This is a genomic window from Bacillus sp. 5B6 (assembly GCF_000259405.1).
Lineage (GTDB): Bacteria > Bacillota > Bacilli > Bacillales > Bacillaceae > Bacillus > Bacillus velezensis.
Genome location: NZ_AJST01000001.1, coordinates 3,256,876 through 3,276,653, shown reverse-complemented (window position 1 = coordinate 3,276,653; position 19,778 = coordinate 3,256,876). Strand labels below are relative to the sequence as shown.

20 protein-coding genes and 1 pseudogene are annotated in these 19,778 nt (G+C 45.5%); 17 read left to right on the top strand and 4 right to left on the bottom strand.

Features of this window, described 5'->3' with window-relative positions:
• Window positions 1–29 precede the first annotated feature (29 nt).
• Window positions 30–440 carry a YwpF-like family protein gene (locus tag MY7_RS15630; protein ID WP_007614305.1) on the bottom strand — a complete coding sequence of 137 codons (411 nt, stop codon included), beginning with the start codon at window positions 438–440 and terminating at the stop codon, window positions 30–32.
• A 172-nt stretch (window positions 441–612) separates the two neighbouring features.
• On the opposite strand from MY7_RS15630, the gene MY7_RS15625 reads away from it, so the two are divergent.
• The 4 genes from MY7_RS15625 (at window position 613) to MY7_RS15610 (ending at window position 3,250) form a co-directional block, all read left to right on the top strand.
• Window positions 613–966 (top strand): hypothetical protein, encoded by a 354-nt coding sequence (locus tag MY7_RS15625; RefSeq protein WP_003151247.1) that lies wholly within the window; start codon window positions 613–615, stop codon window positions 964–966.
• Window positions 967–1,063: 97 nt separating this feature from the next.
• Entirely contained in the window at window positions 1,064–1,405 is a 342-nt protein-coding gene (locus MY7_RS15620) for a single-stranded DNA-binding protein (RefSeq protein WP_007614303.1), read from the top strand.
• 208 nt (window positions 1,406–1,613) lie between these two features.
• Complete coding sequence (locus tag MY7_RS15615; protein ID WP_007614297.1) at window positions 1,614–2,396, top strand: DeoR/GlpR family DNA-binding transcription regulator; 783 nt, start codon at window positions 1,614–1,616, stop codon at window positions 2,394–2,396.
• Complete coding sequence (locus MY7_RS15610; protein ID WP_007614285.1) at window positions 2,393–3,250, top strand: Cof-type HAD-IIB family hydrolase; 858 nt, start codon at window positions 2,393–2,395, stop codon at window positions 3,248–3,250. The genes MY7_RS15615 and MY7_RS15610 overlap by 4 nt, the downstream gene beginning before the upstream one ends.
• Window positions 3,251–3,362: 112 nt before the next feature.
• On the opposite strand, the gene MY7_RS15605 is transcribed toward MY7_RS15610, so the two are convergent.
• Complete coding sequence (locus MY7_RS15605) at window positions 3,363–6,137, bottom strand: DEAD/DEAH box helicase (RefSeq protein ID WP_007614280.1); 2,775 nt, start codon at window positions 6,135–6,137, stop codon at window positions 3,363–3,365.
• Window positions 6,124–7,734 (bottom strand): SWIM zinc finger family protein, encoded by a 1,611-nt coding sequence (locus MY7_RS15600; RefSeq protein WP_007614278.1) that lies wholly within the window; start codon window positions 7,732–7,734, stop codon window positions 6,124–6,126. Before MY7_RS15600 ends, MY7_RS15605 begins: the two co-directional genes overlap by 14 nt.
• Window positions 7,735–7,937: 203 nt before the next feature.
• On the opposite strand from MY7_RS15600, the gene MY7_RS19640 reads away from it, so the two are divergent.
• From MY7_RS19640 to MY7_RS15535, 13 genes and pseudogenes are all read left to right on the top strand, one after another.
• The gene (locus MY7_RS19640; protein ID WP_003151259.1) at window positions 7,938–8,081 is read left to right on the top strand and encodes a hypothetical protein; all 144 of its coding nucleotides are present in this window, start codon (window positions 7,938–7,940) and stop codon (window positions 8,079–8,081) included.
• A gap of 215 nt (window positions 8,082–8,296) precedes the next feature.
• A complete protein-coding gene (locus MY7_RS15590) occupies window positions 8,297–9,043 on the top strand; it encodes a YveK family protein (RefSeq protein ID WP_007407552.1) in 747 nt (248 codons plus the stop codon).
• The gene (locus tag MY7_RS15585; protein ID WP_007614272.1) at window positions 9,030–9,719 is read left to right on the top strand and encodes a CpsD/CapB family tyrosine-protein kinase; all 690 of its coding nucleotides are present in this window, start codon (window positions 9,030–9,032) and stop codon (window positions 9,717–9,719) included. Before MY7_RS15590 ends, MY7_RS15585 begins: the two co-directional genes overlap by 14 nt.
• 45 nt (window positions 9,720–9,764) lie before the next feature.
• Window positions 9,765–10,529 carry a tyrosine-protein phosphatase gene (locus MY7_RS15580; RefSeq protein WP_007614271.1) on the top strand — a complete coding sequence of 255 codons (765 nt, stop codon included), beginning with the start codon at window positions 9,765–9,767 and terminating at the stop codon, window positions 10,527–10,529.
• Window positions 10,530–10,729: 200 nt separating this feature from the next.
• Window positions 10,730–12,055 carry a UDP-glucose dehydrogenase family protein gene (locus MY7_RS15575; protein ID WP_007614269.1) on the top strand — a complete coding sequence of 442 codons (1,326 nt, stop codon included), beginning with the start codon at window positions 10,730–10,732 and terminating at the stop codon, window positions 12,053–12,055.
• 63 nt (window positions 12,056–12,118) lie between these two features.
• A complete protein-coding gene (locus MY7_RS15570) occupies window positions 12,119–12,907 on the top strand; it encodes a YwqG family protein (protein ID WP_007614268.1) in 789 nt (262 codons plus the stop codon).
• Window positions 12,908–13,187: 280 nt separating this feature from the next.
• Entirely contained in the window at window positions 13,188–13,622 is a 435-nt protein-coding gene (locus MY7_RS15565; protein ID WP_007614264.1) for a DUF5082 domain-containing protein, read from the top strand.
• Window positions 13,622–13,882, top strand: coding sequence for a YwqI/YxiC family protein (locus MY7_RS15560; RefSeq protein WP_007614257.1), 261 nt, complete (start codon window positions 13,622–13,624; stop codon window positions 13,880–13,882). The genes MY7_RS15565 and MY7_RS15560 overlap by 1 nt, the downstream gene beginning before the upstream one ends.
• A gap of 19 nt (window positions 13,883–13,901) precedes the next feature.
• The gene (locus MY7_RS20180; protein ID WP_007614255.1) at window positions 13,902–15,941 is read left to right on the top strand and encodes a T7SS effector LXG polymorphic toxin; all 2,040 of its coding nucleotides are present in this window, start codon (window positions 13,902–13,904) and stop codon (window positions 15,939–15,941) included.
• 1 nt (window position 15,942) lies between these two features.
• Window positions 15,943–16,410, top strand: coding sequence for a DUF6985 domain-containing protein (locus MY7_RS15550; protein ID WP_007614252.1), 468 nt, complete (start codon window positions 15,943–15,945; stop codon window positions 16,408–16,410).
• 411 nt (window positions 16,411–16,821) lie between these two features.
• Entirely contained in the window at window positions 16,822–17,262 is a 441-nt protein-coding gene (locus tag MY7_RS15545) for an SMI1/KNR4 family protein (protein ID WP_007614250.1), read from the top strand.
• 191 nt (window positions 17,263–17,453) lie between these two features.
• A pseudogene (locus tag MY7_RS15540) lies at window positions 17,454–17,953 on the top strand (hypothetical protein).
• A 40-nt stretch (window positions 17,954–17,993) separates the two neighbouring features.
• Window positions 17,994–18,710: an endonuclease V gene (locus MY7_RS15535; protein ID WP_007614247.1), complete on the top strand. Its 717-nt coding sequence runs from the start codon at window positions 17,994–17,996 to the stop codon at window positions 18,708–18,710.
• An 89-nt stretch (window positions 18,711–18,799) separates the two neighbouring features.
• Here MY7_RS15535 and MY7_RS15530 read toward each other — a convergent pair whose 3' ends face one another.
• A complete protein-coding gene (locus MY7_RS15530) occupies window positions 18,800–19,681 on the bottom strand; it encodes a LysR family transcriptional regulator (protein WP_007614246.1) in 882 nt (293 codons plus the stop codon).
• Window positions 19,682–19,778: the final 97 nt, after the last annotated feature.

Below are 19,778 nucleotides of genomic sequence, written 5' to 3'. Positions count from 1 at the left end.
GGATGATTAACGTCCGGCCTTTTTCTTGATTATAATTTTTGTTTAAACGCTTCAATCAGCTGGCTGCCCGAGTAGCCTTCTTTCACGAGCGACTCCAGAATGCTTTCTGATCCGGGGTGGTTTCTTGACACCATTTGACCGTAAATTAAAACTTGTATACTTCTTTCCAGCTCGACGATATTTTTGATGCTTCCCGTCAGCTGGGCGGGGCGGTTGCTTTTTTTCGTAATCGTTACAAACACCTTCGCTTCTTTCTGGCTTTTCATCAGCATGTCAAAAAAAGACAAGTGTTCGGCCGGGACCAGTGCTTCAATTAACCAGTGATTTTCTCCGTCCTCTTTATTGATAATCAATCCGTCTAAAAGGGGAAACTGCTCAATCGGCTGATCGTCTTTATCTAAACGTTCCACATTCAGATCAACCAGTTTAAAGGTTTTCATCTCTTATTTTCACCCCTGTTGTCCATGTTTTTCGTTCATTTATTATAACACATATCATTTTTCCCGGGAAAATGCTGTAAGACATGCTTCATTATTTTTGTAGGCGGTCAACATTTAATCATTTCTATTTTTTCATTATAATGTAAAAGAATATGGTCATGGAGAGATGCTTATGAATCAATTGCGCCTGAAGGAAATCTATATAGAAGACGGTTCAAGGCGAAAAGACGATCATTCCTACTTGGTATGCAAAAAGGAAGATTGTGAGGTGCATCTTAACAGAAGGGGAAATGTCGTCTTTTTATATGAAACAAAAGACCGCATGGAACAGTATAAAATTCAGCTTTCACTGACTGATAAAAAGCTGAGTTTTTACTGGTTCGCATGGGACGGCGGAAAGTTTGTCCGCATGTTTGAGAAAGACTGGCTCAAAACGAAACTTTTCTCGCGGCTGCTCAAAAATACATATTACATAAGCGGTCAAAAACAAAAGTTTTTTTTATCAGAAAGAAAAACGAAAACATAAGAGCAGCCTGAACGAATAACGGCTTTATCCGCTTTTTGCTTTCACGAGCCCTTGTACTACAATGAAGCCAGCCTCGAAAAAGAGAGGAGGATACGGCTTGTTTAACCACGTTATGCTTGTCGGCCGGCTGACGAAAGACCCGGAGCTCCGTTTTACATCAGCGGGCATTCCCGTCGCGCATATTACGTTGGCGGTAAACCGCAATTTTAAAAGCGCGTCGGGTGAAACCGGAACCGACTTCGTCAACTGCACCATCTGGAGAAAAAACGCTGAAAACACGGCATTGTACTGCCAAAAAGGGTCAATGGTCGGTGTGAGCGGCAGAATCCAGACGAGAAGTTATGAAAAGACAGACGGCGTAAAAGTTTATGTGACCGAGGTCATGGCTGATACCGTTCGGTTTATGGATCAAAAGCAGAAAGAGCCGCTGGCTGAATAGCATGCTTTTTTCCTCGATTTCCCGCCTTTCAGCGGGCCCCGCAATACCTCCTTCCCACTCGCCAGTCGAAAGACTGGTTTTTTTGTGCGGGAGCTAAAAAATGGTTAAAAAGAAGTGATTTCGCTTATGAATACTTAAAAACATTGAATATATTGGGATAAAAACTTATAATTACTTACAGATAAGTGACGAAAAAGGGAATGAGGACGTGTATCAAGAAGAAAGACTGATTGCGATAATGGAATATTTGAAACAGCACCGGCGGATTACCGCTGAACAGATATGTTCGCTGCTTCATATTTCAAGAGATACCGCAAGAAGGGACCTTGTAAAGCTGAAAGAGCGCGGGGCCATTATCAGAACACGGGGCGGCGCGATTCTGCCGTCGGTGAATCAGGAAGTTCCGGGCTATTCGGGCCGGCTGAAAACTGTTTCTGAAGAGAAAAACAAAATCGGCAGGCTGGCCGCATCCCTGATCCATAAAGGAGACCGGATCATCCTGGACACCTCGACAACCGTGCAGGCCTGCGCGGAGCATTTAAATGTTACCGGCTGCACTGTTATTACAAATTCGATCAATCAGGCCGATATCCTTTCCGCAAAAGAGGGAATTGATATTCACCTGCTGGGCGGAAAGCTCCAGAAGGAACACCGGTTTTTATACGGGGCTTCCGTCGTAGAAAAACTGGGGGATTATCACGCCGATAAGGTGCTGATCGGCGTTGTCGGCATCTCGGAAAACGGCCTGACGATTCCGCATGAAGAAGATGGCATGGTAAAGCGTAAAATGATCCGACAGGCGGAACAGGTGATTGCGTTGAGCGATCACTCCAAGCTTGGCCGTACGAGTTTTTATCAGTATGCAGACCTGCACGAGGTTGACCTGCTGATTACCGATCGGCTGCCTGATCAGGATTTTTGCGATCTGCTCGACCGGCACGGCGTAGAATTGCTTGTAACTGAATCTGAAGAAGAGGATGAGGACATGTGAAACTGATTGCCATAGATCTGGACGGCACACTGCTGAACAGCAGTCATCAAGTAAGCGATGAAAATGAGCGGGCTTTAAGGGAAGCCCGGCAAGCGGGAATTGAAATCGTGGTTTCCACGGGACGCGCGCATTTTGACGTGCACTCCATCTTCGAACCGCTCGGCATAAAAACATGGATTATCAGCGCAAACGGAGCCGCCATTCATGCTCCTGACGGCAGCCTGTACCACTGTGATGCGATTGCAGAAACAAGAGCCCGCGGCATTTTGTCATGGCTTGAAGAGAATCAATATTACTATGAGGTGTTTACAAACAAAGCCATCTATACGCCTGAAACCGGCAGGCAGCTGCTCGATATCGAAATGGACCGGGTGAAAAGCGCCAATCCGGAAACCGATCTTTCCGTTTTGGAACAGGCGGCTTCAGTGCAATACAGCCAATCCGGCTTTGCTTACATTCATTCATACCGTGAGCTCTTTGAGAAAGAAGAGCATCTGGATTTTTATAATATTCTCGGATTTTCGTTTGATGAGCGGAAGCTGAAAGCGGGCTGGGACCGATTCAGCGGTCAGAAAGATCTCACCCTTGTCAGCTCTGCCGACCACAACTTCGAACTGGCGTCTCGAAACGCCTCTAAAGGGCAGGCTCTCAAACGGCTGGCGCAAAAGCTCGGCATTCCGATGGCTGAAACCGCCGCGGTCGGTGACAGCTTAAATGACTATTCAATGCTTCAGGCGGCCGGAAAAGGCATAGCGATGGGGAATGCGAGAGAAGATATTAAAGAGATCGCTGATGCCGTTACATTGACAAATGATCAAAACGGCGTTGCGCATATGATCAGGAATTTACTGTGAAAGGTATGGCGATACTGTTCATGACTGGCGTGACGCATTCATGGCAAATGCGGCGTAACAGTAAGGACGACATAAAAGACCGGCTCTTCTGAGAGAGCCGGTCTTTTTGCGTTTAATGTGATTGCGCTGATGCGCTGAGGGTGAATAATTCTTCAAGCTCAGCGGATGACAGCTCGGTAATCCAATTTTCACTTTGGATAATCTGATCGTTCAGCGTTTGTTTCGTTTCGAGCATGGCATCAATTTTTTCTTCAATCGTTCCCGTCGTAATGAGTTTGTGAACATGGACGAACCGTTCCTGGCCGATTCGGTAGGCGCGGTCGGTCGCCTGGTTTTCCACCGCCGGATTCCACCATCTGTCATAGTGAATGACATGATTGGCAGCCGTCAGGTTCAGGCCGGTTCCGCCCGCTTTCAGTGACAAAATCAGGGTCGGGTATTCTTTCTTCTGGAACCGCTCGACGAGAGAATCGCGTTCCTGCTTGGATAGGCTTCCGTTTAAAAACTGAACCGGTTCTCCGAATGCTTTTTCCAGGAGGCGCTTCATCATGTTGCCCATCTGAATGTATTGGGTGAAAATGAGGCAGCTTTCCCCTTGGCCGCGGATCGCCGCCATTAAATCAAGCAGCTTTTCCAGTTTGACGGATCTCCCGTTTAACAGCTCTGTCTGTTCTTCCTTCAAATAGAGCGCAGGATGGTCGCATATTTGCTTCAAGCGGCCGAGCATGCTCAGAATCAGCGCTTTCCGCTGCATCCCGGTCAGAGAAGCCATATGTTCAAATGTATCTTTGACAAGCTGTTCATAAAGGGATGCCTGTTCGGCTGAGAGCGGGATAAACTCTTTTTGTTCCAGCTTGTCAGGAAGATTAAGCGCCACTTCTTCATCCCGTTTTGTCCGGCGCAGTAAAAACGGCCGGATTAACTGCTGAAGCTGGTTGATTCTTTTTTCGTCACGGTCTTTTTCAATCGGCAGCACATAGCGTTTATGAAAGCCGGTCAGACTGCCGAGATAGCCTTTGTTCATAAAATCAAAGATCGACCAAAGCTCTGTCAGGCGGTTCTCCATCGGTGTTCCGCTCAGCGCGATATGATGGACGCCTTTCAGCTTTCTGATCGCGCGGGACTGCTTTGTATGCGCGTTTTTAATATTTTGCGCTTCATCAAGGCAGATGGTGCTCCATGTCACGGAAGAAAGCTCTTCCTGATCGGCATGCGACAGGCCGTAAGAAGTAAGAACGACGTCCGCGTCCTGATAGGCCGGGACAAATGCTTCCCCCTTCGGCCGGCGGGGGCCGTAATGAAGCATGGCCTTCAGCTGCGGCGCGAAGGTCTGGAGCTCACGCTGCCAGTTGCCGAGCACCGATGTCGGCGCAATGATTAAGGATGGCGCTTTTTGCCGGCCGCTTTCCTTCACATGGAGAAAATAAGCGATCATCTGAATCGTCTTTCCCAGTCCCATGTCATCTGCGAGACAGGCGCCGAAGCCGTTTTCCCGTAAAAACAGAAGCCAGTTCATGCCGTACATCTGATAAGGGCGGAGCTGGCCCTGAAACGCGGCGCTGACTTCATGCTCCGGCAGATCCCGGGCATCCGTCAGTTTGCGGATCAGGCTTCTGAGCTGCTTTGATAATTCGATCTTGATCCCGGCAAATGCCGATGAGTCAATGATGTCTGTGTCCTCGGCTCCGTTTTCCCCGTGATCCATCAGTTCGCGCGCCAGCACGTCGGACATGTGGAGGCCCTCAGATTCCGCTTTTTCCATCAGTTTTTTCATTTGTTTAATGAATTGAGGATCAATTTTCACCCATTGGCCGCGGATGTTGACGAGACGTCTGTTGTTTGCGACGAGCTCATTGAATTCATCCTCTGTCAGCTCAATTCCGTTTGTGGCGAATCTCCAGTTGAAATCAAGCAGAGCGTTCATGCCGACGAAGGACTCGCCCCGCGGAGAGGATGACACTTTCGCCTTGAGCATCATATTGCTGTCCCGGACAATCTGCCACCATGATGGGAGAAGAATCTCCACACCCATATCGACAAGCGTCTCACTCGCTTCCGATAAGAAGATCCAAGCCTCTTCTTCAGAAATCAGCGTCGTTCCTGAATCAAACGAAAGCCAGGGAACCGTTCTGCGGAAGCGGTCCTGTTCGCGCCCGATTTTTCCGCTGTATGCCTGCCACGCTTTTTTCAGTCCCTTCAGTCCGTCAAAAAAGGTGATGGAGCCTGTTTTTTTCTCACGTAAAAACATTTCGATTTTCCAGTCGTCACCGTCAAAATCAGGCTCGTTTAATCGGAGCCCGACGGTAAACGGCGTCACATCGTCATGCCAGCCGATTCCCTCGAGAAAATCATCTTCATCCAAAAAGGAGCCTTTAAACGTATGAACGGCCGGTGAGCGGGTTTCGATCTGCCGCCATTTTTCCAGCAGGTCATCATTGTACTGAATGTAGTCCTGGACCGCGGCTGAGAACCAGTCTGCCGTAAAGCCTTCAAGCAAAAGCTCGCGGTCTTTGAAGCGCAGGACACCATTTTGCCAAGCCTCATAATCCGGAAGAAAATCGCCGTCGGCAATAAATTCGTATATCGTCGAAGCCGCTTCGATTAATGGTTCCGTTTCCTTTGTCAGCTGCACGGTGCTGAATGAATTGAACGAGTTTTTTCCGAGCAGCTCGACGGTCATCCACGGGCTGAGCAGAACGGCCGGGGTGCCGATGAAGCTGACGTCTTCAAGAAACGTTCCGTAAAAGGTGGACTCATGCCATTGGAACAAATGAGTCTTCATCTGACTGAGAGTAAGCGGCTGCTCCTTCTCATCATGGCTTGACAGCGTAAATGTCCAATCTTCCATTTGTTCTACATGAATGAAAATTTCCTTAAGACTCGCCATCAATCAACTTTCCTTTCTGCAATTCTTCTTGAAGGGCGCGCAGCCTCTTGTAACTTGCGCTCAGCCGGCTGATATACCGCTCCCATACCTGCTGTTTTTTTGCCTTTTTATAAAGCGTCCGCAGTTTTTTCAGATGGCGTGCAGCCTCTTTATAGGCGCTGCGGTTTTTTTGATCGATAAAAAAGGCCGCCGCCCGGTGATAGGAGGGGATGAGCGCTTCCGGATCACTGGCGGCAATTTCCTTCAGGATGTCCTTTTCGATTTCCCAGACGGAAAAACCGACGAGGCTGTGAATCTCCACCCACTCCGCGTACCGCCGTTTTTCGTACAGGTACTGGCTGTATTCGGTAAAGGTATAGGGAAGGCAGCCGGAAGCAAACCGTTCAAACAGCTGATCATCCCGTGAGTGCCGCGCATAATCCGCCAATAGCGCAAACAGCTCTCCGATAATGTCGCGCATTTCTTTAAACGGCTTATCAAGCTTCGTATAGTTCACGGCAAGCGGCTCGATCCGGCCATACCATGTTTTCAGCCGTTTCCAGTCTTTTTTCGCGGTGAGTTCACCGAGCCATTGAAAGGTATACGGCAGCGCTTCAGGAGGGAAGCGGGACATATCTTGGAAGACCGCTTCATCATCTTTTTGTAAAAAGGCCAGATGAAGCCGTCCGAACCGCACTTCCGGCGAAAAACGGCGCCCGCTTTCCTGTGCGAGAATCTCCTGTTCACGCGCAACCCATTTCGGCCGGTTCAAAAGCGCGCTCCACATCTCACCGAATACCCGGAGGCGTTCGTATTGAAAAAGCTCTTCTTTCACAAGCAGTCTGCGGAGCACCGGGGGCGTCCGGTCTAAAAAAGGATCGAGTGAAAAAGACAAGGCGTACGTTTTCAGTCTGTCAATGGAGGAATAAATTGTATCCATCAGCTGTTCCACGTATGGATTGATGCTGTAATAATCTTTTTCGGCATCCAATCTGCCTGACTCAACCAAAGTGAACATGTGAAGCCAGACGGCAAGCGCCGAATGAATCTGATATAAGCTTTTAAGCTCGGGTTTTTTCGGGGCGTGTTTTTTGAGCGCTGACAGATAGCCGTAATAAAGGCCCTGCATCGTCTGGCTTCCGGCCGGCGTCCGCGCCTCCCACAGCGAGAATTCCGAATCAAAAAAAGCGAGCCAGCTTGATAGCGACTCTTCATTCGGCAGCACTTTTTCCTGAAACTGCCGGCGGACGAGCTCCCTGCTTTCCTCAAGCTTTTCTCTTTCCAGCCAATGTTCGGTAAAGGTACCGACCCGCTCGAATTGGGCATATACGTAAAGAAAAACGGCCAGCACGTGGCGGCAGATCGCCTCAGACGGGCATGCGCAGCCGCTTTTCACCATGAAAAATAAGTTCAGCGTGACCCTTACAGGCACAACATCCTGCACATATGCGGAAATCTCTGTCGGGGTTTGAACCTGTATACGATAGACGGAATCCTGCCGATATAAAATGAGTGCTTTCTTCATCAGCTGAACATTGTCTTCATTGTAAGGAAGAAGTTCTTTAAGCTGTTCAGCCGCTGCGAGCACATCTTCTTTAGCAATCATATCCTGAAGCATGATTATCGCTCCTAACGAGTCACAAAATAAAAAGATTCCAATTCCTCTATTATATCGCAACACATGGCCCGGAAAAAGTTTTTCCTAAAAAAGGACATAAAAACCCGAATGTGTCGAATGATGTATTAGAGATTGCAAAACAGCACCCGACAGCATATAATAATCTTGTTTTCAATTTAATGGAAGCCGAAAGGAAACGAATGATGAAGAAAACGAAGTTAGATCAAGAGGAGTTTCTGAAGATTTTAATGCATGCGCACGATATTGGTGAGCAGTCCTCTGAGATGACCACAAAAGAAATGCTTGAGAATTTGATTTCTTATATTAAAAATGGATATGCAACATAAAATCCCGCAGGCTCTTGGCCGCGGGATTTTTTAATCTTCCTGTAACACCAGTATTTAAAGCGCTTACAAAAATAAAACAGATTGAAGTGATTGTCTATTTTTGTCGAATTTTGTCATTTGAAAAGGTTAGAAATGACAGTTTAAAGCTGTATAATCGTAATTGGAAAAGATCATTGGAGGGAATGGGAATACGCGGAAAGTGATATGGAGGTTATATGGGAGAATCTACAAGCATAAAGGAAATATTCGCAATACTGAGAAAGCGTCTGCTGTTTATACTTATTATTACCGCGGCGGCATCTGCCGCAGGCGGACTCATCAGTTTCTTCGCTCTTACGCCGGTCTATGAAAACTCAACTCAAATTTTGGTCAGTCAATCCAAAAACAATCAAAAAGAAGTCCAATTCAATGACGTTCAAACCAACCTCCAATTAATCAACACGTATAATGTCATCATCAAAAGCCCGGTCATCCTCGATGAGGTGATTAAACAGCTGCATCTGTCCATGACTTCGAAAGAGCTGGAATCGAAAATCACGGTGTCCAGCGAGCAGGATTCACAAGTCGTGACGATCGCCGTGAGGGATACGGATGCTAAGCGGGCGGCCGTTATGGCAAATGCAGTTGCAGCCGTTTTTCAGGACAAGATCACCGCCATCATGAACGTGGATAATGTCAGCATCCTTTCAAAGGCCGAAGCGGCGGACAGCCAGTCACCGGCAGAGCCTAACCGTAAGCTGAACATCGCGATCGCGTTTGCCGCCGGACTTTTGGGCGGAATCGGTCTCGCCTTTTTGCTGGAACATCTGGATAATACGATCAAATCGGAAGAACAGCTGGAATCGCTGCTCGGCATCCCGATCTTGGGAACGGTTACTTCAATCAGTACTAAAGACAGCGTTGCCAAAAACTTGAGGATGGCGGAAACCAAACAAGCGGGGGGCGGACATGTTGACGCGTAAAAAAGACAAACCCGGAAAACGAAGCGTGATTGCGATGTCTGAGCCGAAATCCATCAACTCAGAACAATATCGCACGATCCGCACAAACATTGAATTTTCTTCCGTTGATACGGAGGTGAAGTCTCTTTTGATCACATCAGCCGGCCCGGAAGAAGGAAAATCGACAACCGCGGCCAACCTTGCCGTCGTATTTGCACAGCAGGGGAAAAAAGTGCTTTTAATTGATGCGGATCTGCGCAAACCGACGGTTCATTTCACCTTCAAATTGGACAACGGAACCGGATTAACGTCGCTGCTGTTAAAACAGATGCCGTTTCAGAAAGCCGTCCTGCCAGCTGATGAAGCAAACCTGGATATTTTAACGAGCGGGCCGATCCCGCCCAATCCGGCGGAGCTTTTATCGACGGGTGCCATGAAAGATCTTCTGTCAGAAGCCGCCGCAGTTTATGATAAGGTGATTTTGGATACGCCTCCCGTTTTGGCCGTAGCAGATACGAAAATATTAGGCAGCTACACTGACGGGGCCATTATGGTGATCTCAAGCGGGAAAACGGACAAGGAAAAAGCGGCCAAGGCGAAAGAAGCGCTCGATTACTGCCCGTGCAAGCTCCTTGGGGCCGTGATGAACGGGAAGAAACAAACGAAACACTCGGACTACGCCTATTACGGACAATAATGTCATAATGGGCGCGGTCCATTCTTTTTAAGGAGGGATTGAAATATGATAGATATCCATTGTCACATCCTTCCTTCCATAGACGACGGCGCGGCGGATGATACAGAAAGCCTGAAGATGGCGAGAGAAGCGGTCAGACAGGGGATTGATACGATCATCGCGACGCCGCATCATGTGAAATACCGCTATGACACGGACCGGCATACGGTCAACGAAGCGGTCAGCCTGTTAAACAAACGTTTGAACAAGGAAGGCATTCCGCTGACTGTTCTGCCCGGCCAGGAAATCAGAATAGACGGAGATCTGCTGGCAGGTCTTCAAAGCGGCTCGCTTGTCCCGCTCCATAATACGAAGTATGTGCTGGCGGAATTTCCGGCGGATCATGTCCCGGCCTACGCTGAAAGGCTGTTTTATGAACTGCAGCTGAACGGATATGTCCCCGTCATCGCCCATCCGGAGCGGAACAGGGAAATTCGTGAAAACCCTTCCGTCCTATACAGTCTTGTGAAGAAAGGCGCGGCCGCCCAAGTGACGGCCGGCTGCATTGCCGGAGCATTCGGGCGGAAAGCGAAATCCTTTTCGCTGCAGCTGATGGAAGCGAATTTGATCCACTTTCTCGCATCTGACGCCCATAATCTCGGACCGAGAAATTTTTATTATCAGGAGGCGCTCGGCGTTCTGAAAAAAGAAGCAGGGGCTGAGCTGATTTACATGCTCACGGAAAATGCGGCGCTTCTCGCTGAAAACAAAGCCGTTTATAAGGAACCTCCGCTGCCTGTGGCCCGCCGTAAGCGCTGGGGTCTTTTTTAATCGTCGTCTCCATCCCCTTTAAATGAAGCGTAAGCGGCTGTTTTGCAAGATGATTCTTTTATGCTTATGCTTATTATCAGCGGCCGGCGCCGTTTTTTCCTATCATGACCTCAGGCTTCCGGCATTCAGCCGGCGCCGGGATCATATGATAATAACGGTAAGCTGCCCAGCAGCAATTTCTAAACGGTTGGGGGAACACGATGAAAATAACAGTGATCGGAACAGGCTACGTCGGTCTTGTGACAGGAGTGTCTCTTTCAGAAATCGGCCATGACGTAACATGCATAGATATTGACGAACGTAAGGTTGAGCAGATGAGAAAGGGATTGTCCCCTATCTTTGAACCGGGCCTTGAAGATATGATGAAACGAAATATCGGCCGGCATCGGCTGGCATTTGAAACAAGCTACGAAAAAGGGCTTGCGAAAGCGGACGTTATTTTTATAGCGGTCGGAACGCCGCAAAAAGAAGACGGGCACGCAAACCTTACTTATATTGAAAATGTCGCCGAACGGATTGCCGAACATATTTCTAAAGATGCGATCGTCGTGACAAAAAGCACGGTTCCCGTGGGAACGAATGACAGGATCAGCGAAGTTATTCATTCACGGCTGAAAGCGGACGTGAACATTTCAATCGCCTCGAATCCGGAATTTCTCCGTGAAGGTTCGGCGATTCACGATACCTTTCACGGCGACCGCATTGTGATCGGGGCTGAAGACCGGCAGACGCGGGAAACGCTTGACCGGGTTTTCGCGCCGCTTGCGATTCCGGTATATCATACGGACATCAGAAGCGCTGAGATGATCAAATATGCGTCAAACGCATTTTTAGCGGCAAAAATCAGTTTTATTAATGAAATTTCTCATATATGTGAAAAAGTCGGTGCAGATGTGGAATCAGTCGCACACGGAATGGGATTGGATAAACGGATCGGCAATCAATTCTTAAGAGCCGGCATCGGTTACGGCGGTTCCTGCTTTCCGAAGGATACAAACGCCCTCGTGCAGATCGCGGGACATGTGGAGCATGATTTTGAATTGCTGAAGTCCGTCATTAAGGTCAACAATAACCAGCAGTCCATGCTGGTTGATAAAGTGCTGAACAGGCTCGGCGGTGTGACGGGGAAAACCATCGCGTTATTAGGGCTGTCTTTTAAGCCGAATACAGATGATATGCGGGATGCGCCGTCCATTGTCATTGCGGATCGTCTGGCGGCTCTTGATGCCCGGATGACAGCGTACGATCCGATTGCTTCATTCCGGGCTTCCGGGCTGCTTCCGGCTGCGGTTTCCTATCGGGAGTCCATAGAAGAAGCCGTCAGGGGAGCGGATGCCGTCCTGATTCTGACAGATTGGGAACAAATTAAACATTTTCCGCTTGAAGCGTACAAAGAGCTGATGGAAACCCCGGTTATTTTCGACGGGAGAAACTGCCACTCGCTTGAGGAAGCGGAACAGGCGGGCGTGGAATATATCTCAATCGGAAGAAGAGCCGTCGTGCCTCAGGCTGATTCTGTCACTTGAAAGGCCGGCGGACCGCGCCGGCCTTTTATCATACAATCATTAGAGACGAAGGGGATATTAATCGTGGAAAACACATGGAAATTGCCGAAGCAAATGGAATCATCCCGCGGTCTGCTGGAAACGTCAGCACGGCCTTTTATCAAACTGCACGTCAAAAAAGCTGAAACGGGACGGTATGACAGTAAAATTGCCGGAGACCCCTATTTTCCGAAACATGAACCATATCCTGAAGATGAAAGCGGCAGGCCGATGAAGCTTCTCGCTCAAATCAATTTTGCGGATATGCCCGGACTCCCTGATTTTCCGGACACCGGCATTCTTCAGTTTTACATATCGGTCAGTGATGACGTATACGGTTTGAATTTTGACGACGGGTGCGCGCAAACGGGTTTCTGCGTCAAATATTTTGAACATGTGACAGCAGAAGAAGCGGAGCTCATGGATGATTTTTCTTTCGTTCAGGTTGAAGAGGAGTACGATTTTCCGATTCAATCCGAAGCGCTGATCACCCCTGAGCTGTCTGCTGAATGGGTGCTCCCGTCTGATTTTCAATTCAGGCAGTATGCCGGGATGGATGCCTTTGACTATTTCGAGCAGTTTGACGATGAGGTGTATGACGAATATACGGCGAACGCATTCGGCCATAAAATCGGCGGCTATGCGTCCTTCACCCAGGAAGATCCGCGGTCTTACTCTCATCAAAACCATACGATTCTGCTTTTGCAAATTGATTCAGATGATGACATTGATTCGATGTGGGGAGATGTGGGAATCGCCAATTTCTTTATCAGACCGGAAGATTTGAAGAAAAAAGATTTCTCAAACGTTTTGTACAACTGGGACTGCAGCTAACGACAGTATGATGATCATGATACAAGGCAAAGGAGACGGTTAATCACTGTCTCCTTTTTTTTAGGGAATTTATCATGGATACATAGAGGAGATCAATGAATGGATATGCCGTTTATGTGAGTCTTTTGGCGTTAATGATGAACATTTCGGCTGCTGAAAATAAGCCATTTAACCTATTTAAGCTGCTTTCTGTCTATTTTAAAATATAATATATGGAAATATAGTATGGAAAAGTCTGTGCTTTTTGTACGACTTTTTGCGTAAGACGAGGTGAAAACAGATGAGCCATTCAAGCACATTAAGCCATATTAACAGCACAATCAGCCATAAACTGGGCGAGGTTGAACACCAAATTGATAAATTAAAAGAAGCGAAAAGAGAGATAGAATCTCTGCAGGAAGAGGGCGTGTCTGAAATCAGGGACATCCTCAGGCCGCACTTGGATCATCATTGGACCGGCACTTTTGCTGAAGAATTTGATGACCGGCGCGATCAGGCCCATACAGAAGCATACAAAATCGTTACAGACAAATACGACGGTTATATTTACCGAATCGGCTTAAAGATGACACAGCTTGAAATTGAAAAAGGAGGGCTCCTTGCCGCCAGAAGCATCGCGAGAGAGGCAGAGCACCTGCTGACGCTGGGAGAAGAAGCCCTTGACACAGTCGGAGAAAAAATACAATCAATCAAAAGAAGCTGGAGTTGGTTTTAATGGCAGAAATAAAACTCAAATACGGAGCTGTCATGAAGCAGCTTGAATCCGTCAGCAGCGCTTTGGAGGCCGTTTCGATCGGGAACGCCGGTTCAAACGGAAAAAACAAGCTCGACTATACCTCCAAATACCAATCCCGCGAGGCAAAGCTTGTATCGATGATCAGCGAATACAAGCAGGCCGTTCATAAGAATATCGCGGACGTTAAAGACAACGTAGATTCTTTGAAAGAACAGGACGAGGCGATCGCCGTAAAATAACGAAAGAAAGGACTTGCCGATGAGCAAAGTGTTTGAATCACAATCGTTAACGGACGAAGCAGATAAGAGAAAGAAACAATACGAAGCCCTTGAAGAGCAGCTGCGTGCGCTCAAACAAGCCTTTCAAGGCGTGGCCGATCTGGGCGATGCTTTGAAAGGGAAAGGCGCAGACAATATAAAAGATTTTTTTCAGGGACAAGCGGAAATCGCCGACAGCTGGCTGACGCTTGTCTCTGCTCAAATTGCGTTTTTAAATGGCATTTCAGGTGACATTAAAGATCAAGAACTCAGCGATACATATGCGGAGACTTCATTTTTGGAGCATGAGCTGCCCAACGCGGATTTGAAAGCTTCAGAGATTGTCTCCGCTCATAAAGCAGAAATCGATTCAATTTTGTCAGGCATCAGCGATATTATTCATCTCGACACATATACGCTGGATGATTATGCTGATAAAATGGGCGATGCCCAGAAAACCAGACGCGACACGATCACGGCAGTCGATACGCTTGATGAATCCCTGACCGCTGAATATCAAAACTTAGAATCTCTGGACAACGCAGTGCTCAGCAAATATTCCGTTCTCATGCAGGCCACCAGCAACGGGAAAAGCGCATCCCCTATTTACTATGACAAAAAAGCCTTCCACAGCAATGAAATCTACAAAAGCGTCATGGCGACAGAAAAACAGGGAACGGACTATATTGACGCAAAAGCCCAGCAGGCCGAAGCAAGACGGCTTCAGGAAAAGGCTGAAGAAGAAGCCAATAAACCATGGTACGAAAAAACATGGGACGGCATCTGCAACTTTACCGGCGAAGTCACCGGCTATTATGATTATAAAAGAGCAGCCGAAGGTGTTGATCCGGTGACCGGCAAAAAACTCTCCACCGCAGAACGCGTCACAGCAGGAGCGATGGCCGCCGCCGGATTCATACCGGTCGTCGGCTGGGCGGGCCGCGCTTTCAAAGGCGGAAAAGCCATTTACAAAACCGGAAAAACCGTCATTGCCGCAGAACATGCTTTAGATGCCTATAAAACCGGAAAATCCTTAGACATTCTCAAAATGACAGAAATGGGCGCATACGGCCTTGTTGCCTCAAACGGATTCTCAGAAGCCGTCACAGGCAGAGATATGTTCGGAAACAAAGTGTCTGAGGAGAAGCGGAAGCAAGGGGCGCTGGAAGCTGCGCTGAGTTTGGTTGGAGCCGGTGCATTGGCGAAGCATGTAAACAAAGGCATACCGCTTGCAAAATCGCCACAAGCATCAAAAGTTGAAAAAGGGAAAAAGATTCTAGACCAAGTAAAAGAATTCAAAGTGCCGACGAATGTAAAAATTCGTGTCCACAAGACTGTCACACCGGATGGCGCAACTTTCCCAATCATTCATGCTGATGTGAAAACCAAAGCTGTGAAAGATCTTGGGATTGTGAAGATGGCTGGTGGTAAAGGTAGTAAGGGTACGATAAAAAAAGAAGTAAAAGTTCCACCTGCTTTTAGGCAATCTGAATTTGCTAGTTCGTATGAATCAAGGATTAATCAAACACCTGCACAGATCAATCCAAAGATTGAATTTGAAGGAATTAGGGGAGAATCTTTAAGTACGCTTAAACCTCCACCAGACCCTAAATTGAAAAGCATATTAGATGAGGCTGGTATAAAAGGTATTCAATATAAAAATGGAGTTCCTGATTTTTCACCAATAGCAAAAGCACAAGTTGAAATCAACTATATGCTTGGAGGAAAAGGAACTTATGGGGGGAAAGCCAGACGAGCTAATTTTGTTCAATCAGATCAAAAATTAGCTGACCAAATTAATGGCTCACCTGAGTTAGCAAGTCAATTTAGGATGGAATCTGGTAAAATTAGTGCAAGAGATATAAAAAAATATCGAGAAAAAAATAAATTAACATGGCATGAATTAAATGATGTTAAAACAATGCAACTTGTGCCAACAAAAATAAATAGTGAATTCGGACACCTTGGTGGTGTAGGAGAAATAAACGCAGGAGCTTTTAAACCTGGAGGGTTTGCTAATAAACAAAAAGAGGAGATATAAAATGGCTATAAACGATCCAATTTTTGGTGAACTTGAATATGAGTATGGTTGGGTTAAGGATACCATTATTCGTTTTTTTGGAAAAGAATCTGAGATCTCTTTGATGATAGATGGTGAAGAAGATGGAGAGTTTGATGAAGAACAGTATATGGCATATCAAGCATTAATGCAGAATTGGGAGGATTTACAGCCAAAATTATTGCAATCAATATTAGACTATTACAAACAGAAGCGACATGAACTGGGTTATGATATTGAATTAAATGAAAATTATCCTTTAATTGAAACACCTGATCAAATACTAGAAATGATAACTTTAGATGGAATTGTTGTTCCATATGCGGATATTTTTGAAGGACGAGATATTGGAATTACATTTAACTGTTCATGGGATACAGAAAATGGATTAGGGCTTCGTCTATTAAATGAAAAAATAATTGAAGTAGGTTATCAGGATGTTGCAATTTAAAATAGGCAGCTAAAAGTAAAAACTCTTTGATGGTTGTACCATCATGGAGTACTGTGTGCAATGATAGAATAGAAAACGAAGTACGAGCTTAGGCGAGATCACTTTTTCTGGTGATGAATATAAACACATGGAATGTATATGAAACTAACGAACTCGTACAAACTCGTAAGTTTTAACGTAGTAGTTGTCACCACATATAAAAGGTGTCATACTGTTACCAAAAACTTATAAATTTAATGGTGCTTAAAAATGGGATAGTCAGAAGAATTAATTGACCTTGATTGGCTAGTGAAGCCTTTCAAGGTTTTTTACAAATGAATTGTTATTTTCTGTTTAAGATGACTTAAATGTCTGTTGGGCTATGAACCCGTCACAGGAGAAAAACTCTCCACTCAAAGGAGGTAAATAATTGTGAAATATGATTTTATTAAAACTTACAAGGAAAATACATTTTATCCGGTAAGCGAGAATGAAATTTTAGAAGTAGAAAATAAGTTGGAATCAAGGTTACCTTATGATTTGAGACAGTTTCTTCTTGAGGTTGGTTACGGCTTTCTAAAAAAATCAGAATATAATATTAATCGCATCCTTGGACCTGCTTCAATTAGAGATGCAAGATTAAAAGTTAATGACTTTGAGTTTTATCCAGATATAGAAGTTTATGAGGAACTTGAAGAAGATAAATTGATTTTTTTTGAAGCAAATGAAAGTGCTTTATTGTTAATTGCATTAGGCAATGAACAAAACAATTCAATATATTACGATGATATAAAAATTGCAGATTCATTAGAAGAGTTTTTAATAGAGCTTATGAAAAATGATAAATATTATCTTGATTTAATTGAGGATTAGACTTAAAAGATTGAATGGTTAGAAGAATTAATTAAACTTGATGGCTGCTGAAGTCTTTCAAGGTTTTTTCATAGGTGAATTGTTGTTTTCTGTTTTGTAAATTCTGAATAACTTATTTGACTTTAGGCTGTGTTCCGATTACCGGAGAGTTGGTAACCCTACGGTTGTACTTAGGAAAGGTGTATAAAGTAATGAAATACGGACATTATCATAATCAGGTAAAAGAAGTTATTGATTTTTCCAAAACCTTTAAAGCAGTTGCATCACATGATATCTCTTATTTTACTAAAATTATTAATGATGAAGAAAAAGCTAAGTACTATGCTTACGAAGATGTAATTGGTGAAGATGAATATGCGTGGAAAGATATAAAAGAAAACGAGATGAGTGAGGTATGGGGAAAATTTTATGAATTAAACGATGATCAAAAACCACAAAACCTAGACATGCTTCTGAAAATTTTTTCGGAAAATGTCAGAAGTGCTACGACTGAATTTAATACTTTTCTTGAAGAGATCGTAGCAGATCTAAATAATTGTGCAATAAATAGAGCAGCAAACGGGAAAACAGACAATTTTTTGAAAAACTTTTCAAAATTTATAAAGCGGGCTATTTTCCATGTGGCTGGGATGGAGATTATCCTTACGGGAGTTTTATTGCGTTGTATATCGAAATGAAGAACTTAAATTGAAAAGACGATTTTAGAAATGAAAACGAGGAAAACTAATGAAATGAAAATACATCAAATTCACGATTTTGATCTAAATGATGAATCGGATTTTGTTCAAACACAACAATCCCTTATACATAAAATCAACCTATCCCCCGTCATCCATCCAGACTCCGTCAACACCTGCGCAGGCGTCGACCTCGCTTATTGGGAGCAGGACGGGGAACCGTACGGCGTATGCACTATCATCGTGATTGACGCTGATACAAAAGAAGTGATTGAAAAAGTGCACAGCATGGGGAAAATCAGCGTGCCGTATGTTTCCGGTTTTCTTGCGTTTCGCGAGCTGCCGCTGATCATTGAAGCGGCCGAAAAGCTGGAGGCGGAGCCGGATGTGTTTTTGTTTGATGGCAACGGGTATCTGCATTACAATCATATGGGCGTTGCCACCCATGCGGCTTTTTTTCTGGGTAAGCCGACGATAGGGATTGCGAAAACCTATCTCAAAATCAAAGGCTGCGATTTCAAGATGCCTGAAAATGAAGTCGGCGCCTACACCGATATTCTCATTGACGGCGAGGTATATGGCCGGGCGCTTCGGACACGGCGGGACGTGAAGCCAATCTTCTTGTCTTGCGGACATGACATTGATTTAGAAAGCAGCTATCAGATCACAATGAAAATGATCAATCGAGAAAGCAGGCTGCCGATCCCTGTCCGTCTGGCTGACCTTGAAACGCATGTTTTGCGAACGTTTTATCAGAAAAATCACGTGTAACACTTGGGGCTCTAAGCCACCAAGTGTTTTTTTTGTATGCCTCTGGTGTCTGCTTTGTTAAAAACTTTGTCGTCCTTGCAGATAGGTTTTTATTTGAATGTTTTTCGCGTCAAATCGATAAAAGCCTTTAATGGCGCAGACATCCACTTGTCCTTATGCCATGCTAGTTGAGTAAAAACAGGGCATTCATTCTGCCAGTTGAGTTCTTTCATCCGTCCTTCGGCAATATCGTCTTTTACTGTCATTTCAGGCAATAGTCCAATTCCAAGTCCGGCCATCACGCATTGTTTGATGGCTTCGATGCTGACGAATTCTAATTTGTTAGGGTAGACTCCGGCGTCATGTAAAGTGTTCTCAAAGAGCGTGCGGTATGAACAGCTGTCCTCTGTCAGCAGAAGGGTTTCATTTTGAAGATCCTTCAATGTTGCTGGTGAGTCTGCTGGAAAAGGATGGTCATTGGCGGCTACCATTTTGATCTCATCCTGAATCAAAGATTCAACGTGCAGTGCGTCTTCCGTCCGATTCACATCTAAAATGAAGGTGATATCAAGCTGGCCCTGTAAGAGCTGTTCTTTCGCTTGTTCGTTGGAAACATACGGTTTGAATATGAGCTTTACTTGAGGAAAAGCCTGTTTGAATTCTTTTATGATAGGCGGAAGGCGGTATGTGCACTGGCTTTCCGTCGCGCCGATTTTCAAGGTTCCGGTTGTTTCTCTTACTTGATTTGCGGCCATTTTTGATTCTTCTGTTAACGCAATGATCTTCTCCGCATAGGATTTGAATGTTTTGCCGGCTTCTGTCAGGATGAGCCGCTTGCCGAGCCGTTCAAATAAAGGAGTCCCGATTTCTTCTTCAAGTGATTTGATCTGAGAGGTAACGCTTGATTGTGCATAGTTAAGCATCTTGGCGGTTAGGGTGAAGTTTACATGTTCTGCTGCGGTAATAAAGGTGATCAGCTGCTTCAATTCCATTTGTTCTCGCCCTTTCTAAATCGGTTTTGTCGATTGAAATAATCGAAATAATCATCTGTATTGATTGATGAATCCATTATATGATGAAGAAAATCAT

Bases quoted from the DNA above. Each gene is read 5' to 3' on its own strand.
- MY7_RS15630 (WP_007614305.1), bottom strand. From the start codon at position 440: ATGAAAACCTTTAAACTGGTTGATCTGAATGTGGAACGTTTAGATAAA.
- MY7_RS15625 (WP_003151247.1), top strand. From the start codon at position 613: ATGAATCAATTGCGCCTGAAGGAAATCTATATAGAAGACGGTTCAAGG.
- MY7_RS15605 (WP_007614280.1), bottom strand. From the start codon at position 6,137: ATGGCGAGTCTTAAGGAAATTTTCATTCATGTAGAACAAATGGAAGAT.
- MY7_RS15600 (WP_007614278.1), bottom strand. From the start codon at position 7,734: ATGCTTCAGGATATGATTGCTAAAGAAGATGTGCTCGCAGCGGCTGAA.
- MY7_RS19640 (WP_003151259.1), top strand. From the start codon at position 7,938: ATGAAGAAAACGAAGTTAGATCAAGAGGAGTTTCTGAAGATTTTAATG.
- MY7_RS15590 (WP_007407552.1), top strand. From the start codon at position 8,297: ATGGGAGAATCTACAAGCATAAAGGAAATATTCGCAATACTGAGAAAG.
- MY7_RS15585 (WP_007614272.1), top strand. From the start codon at position 9,030: ATGTTGACGCGTAAAAAAGACAAACCCGGAAAACGAAGCGTGATTGCG.
- MY7_RS15580 (WP_007614271.1), top strand. From the start codon at position 9,765: ATGATAGATATCCATTGTCACATCCTTCCTTCCATAGACGACGGCGCG.
- MY7_RS15575 (WP_007614269.1), top strand. From the start codon at position 10,730: ATGAAAATAACAGTGATCGGAACAGGCTACGTCGGTCTTGTGACAGGA.
- MY7_RS15565 (WP_007614264.1), top strand. From the start codon at position 13,188: ATGAGCCATTCAAGCACATTAAGCCATATTAACAGCACAATCAGCCAT.
- MY7_RS15560 (WP_007614257.1), top strand. From the start codon at position 13,622: ATGGCAGAAATAAAACTCAAATACGGAGCTGTCATGAAGCAGCTTGAA.
- MY7_RS20180 (WP_007614255.1), top strand. From the start codon at position 13,902: ATGAGCAAAGTGTTTGAATCACAATCGTTAACGGACGAAGCAGATAAG.
- MY7_RS15550 (WP_007614252.1), top strand. From the start codon at position 15,943: ATGGCTATAAACGATCCAATTTTTGGTGAACTTGAATATGAGTATGGT.
- MY7_RS15535 (WP_007614247.1), top strand. From the start codon at position 17,994: ATGAAAATACATCAAATTCACGATTTTGATCTAAATGATGAATCGGAT.
- MY7_RS15530 (WP_007614246.1), bottom strand. From the start codon at position 19,681: ATGGAATTGAAGCAGCTGATCACCTTTATTACCGCAGCAGAACATGTA.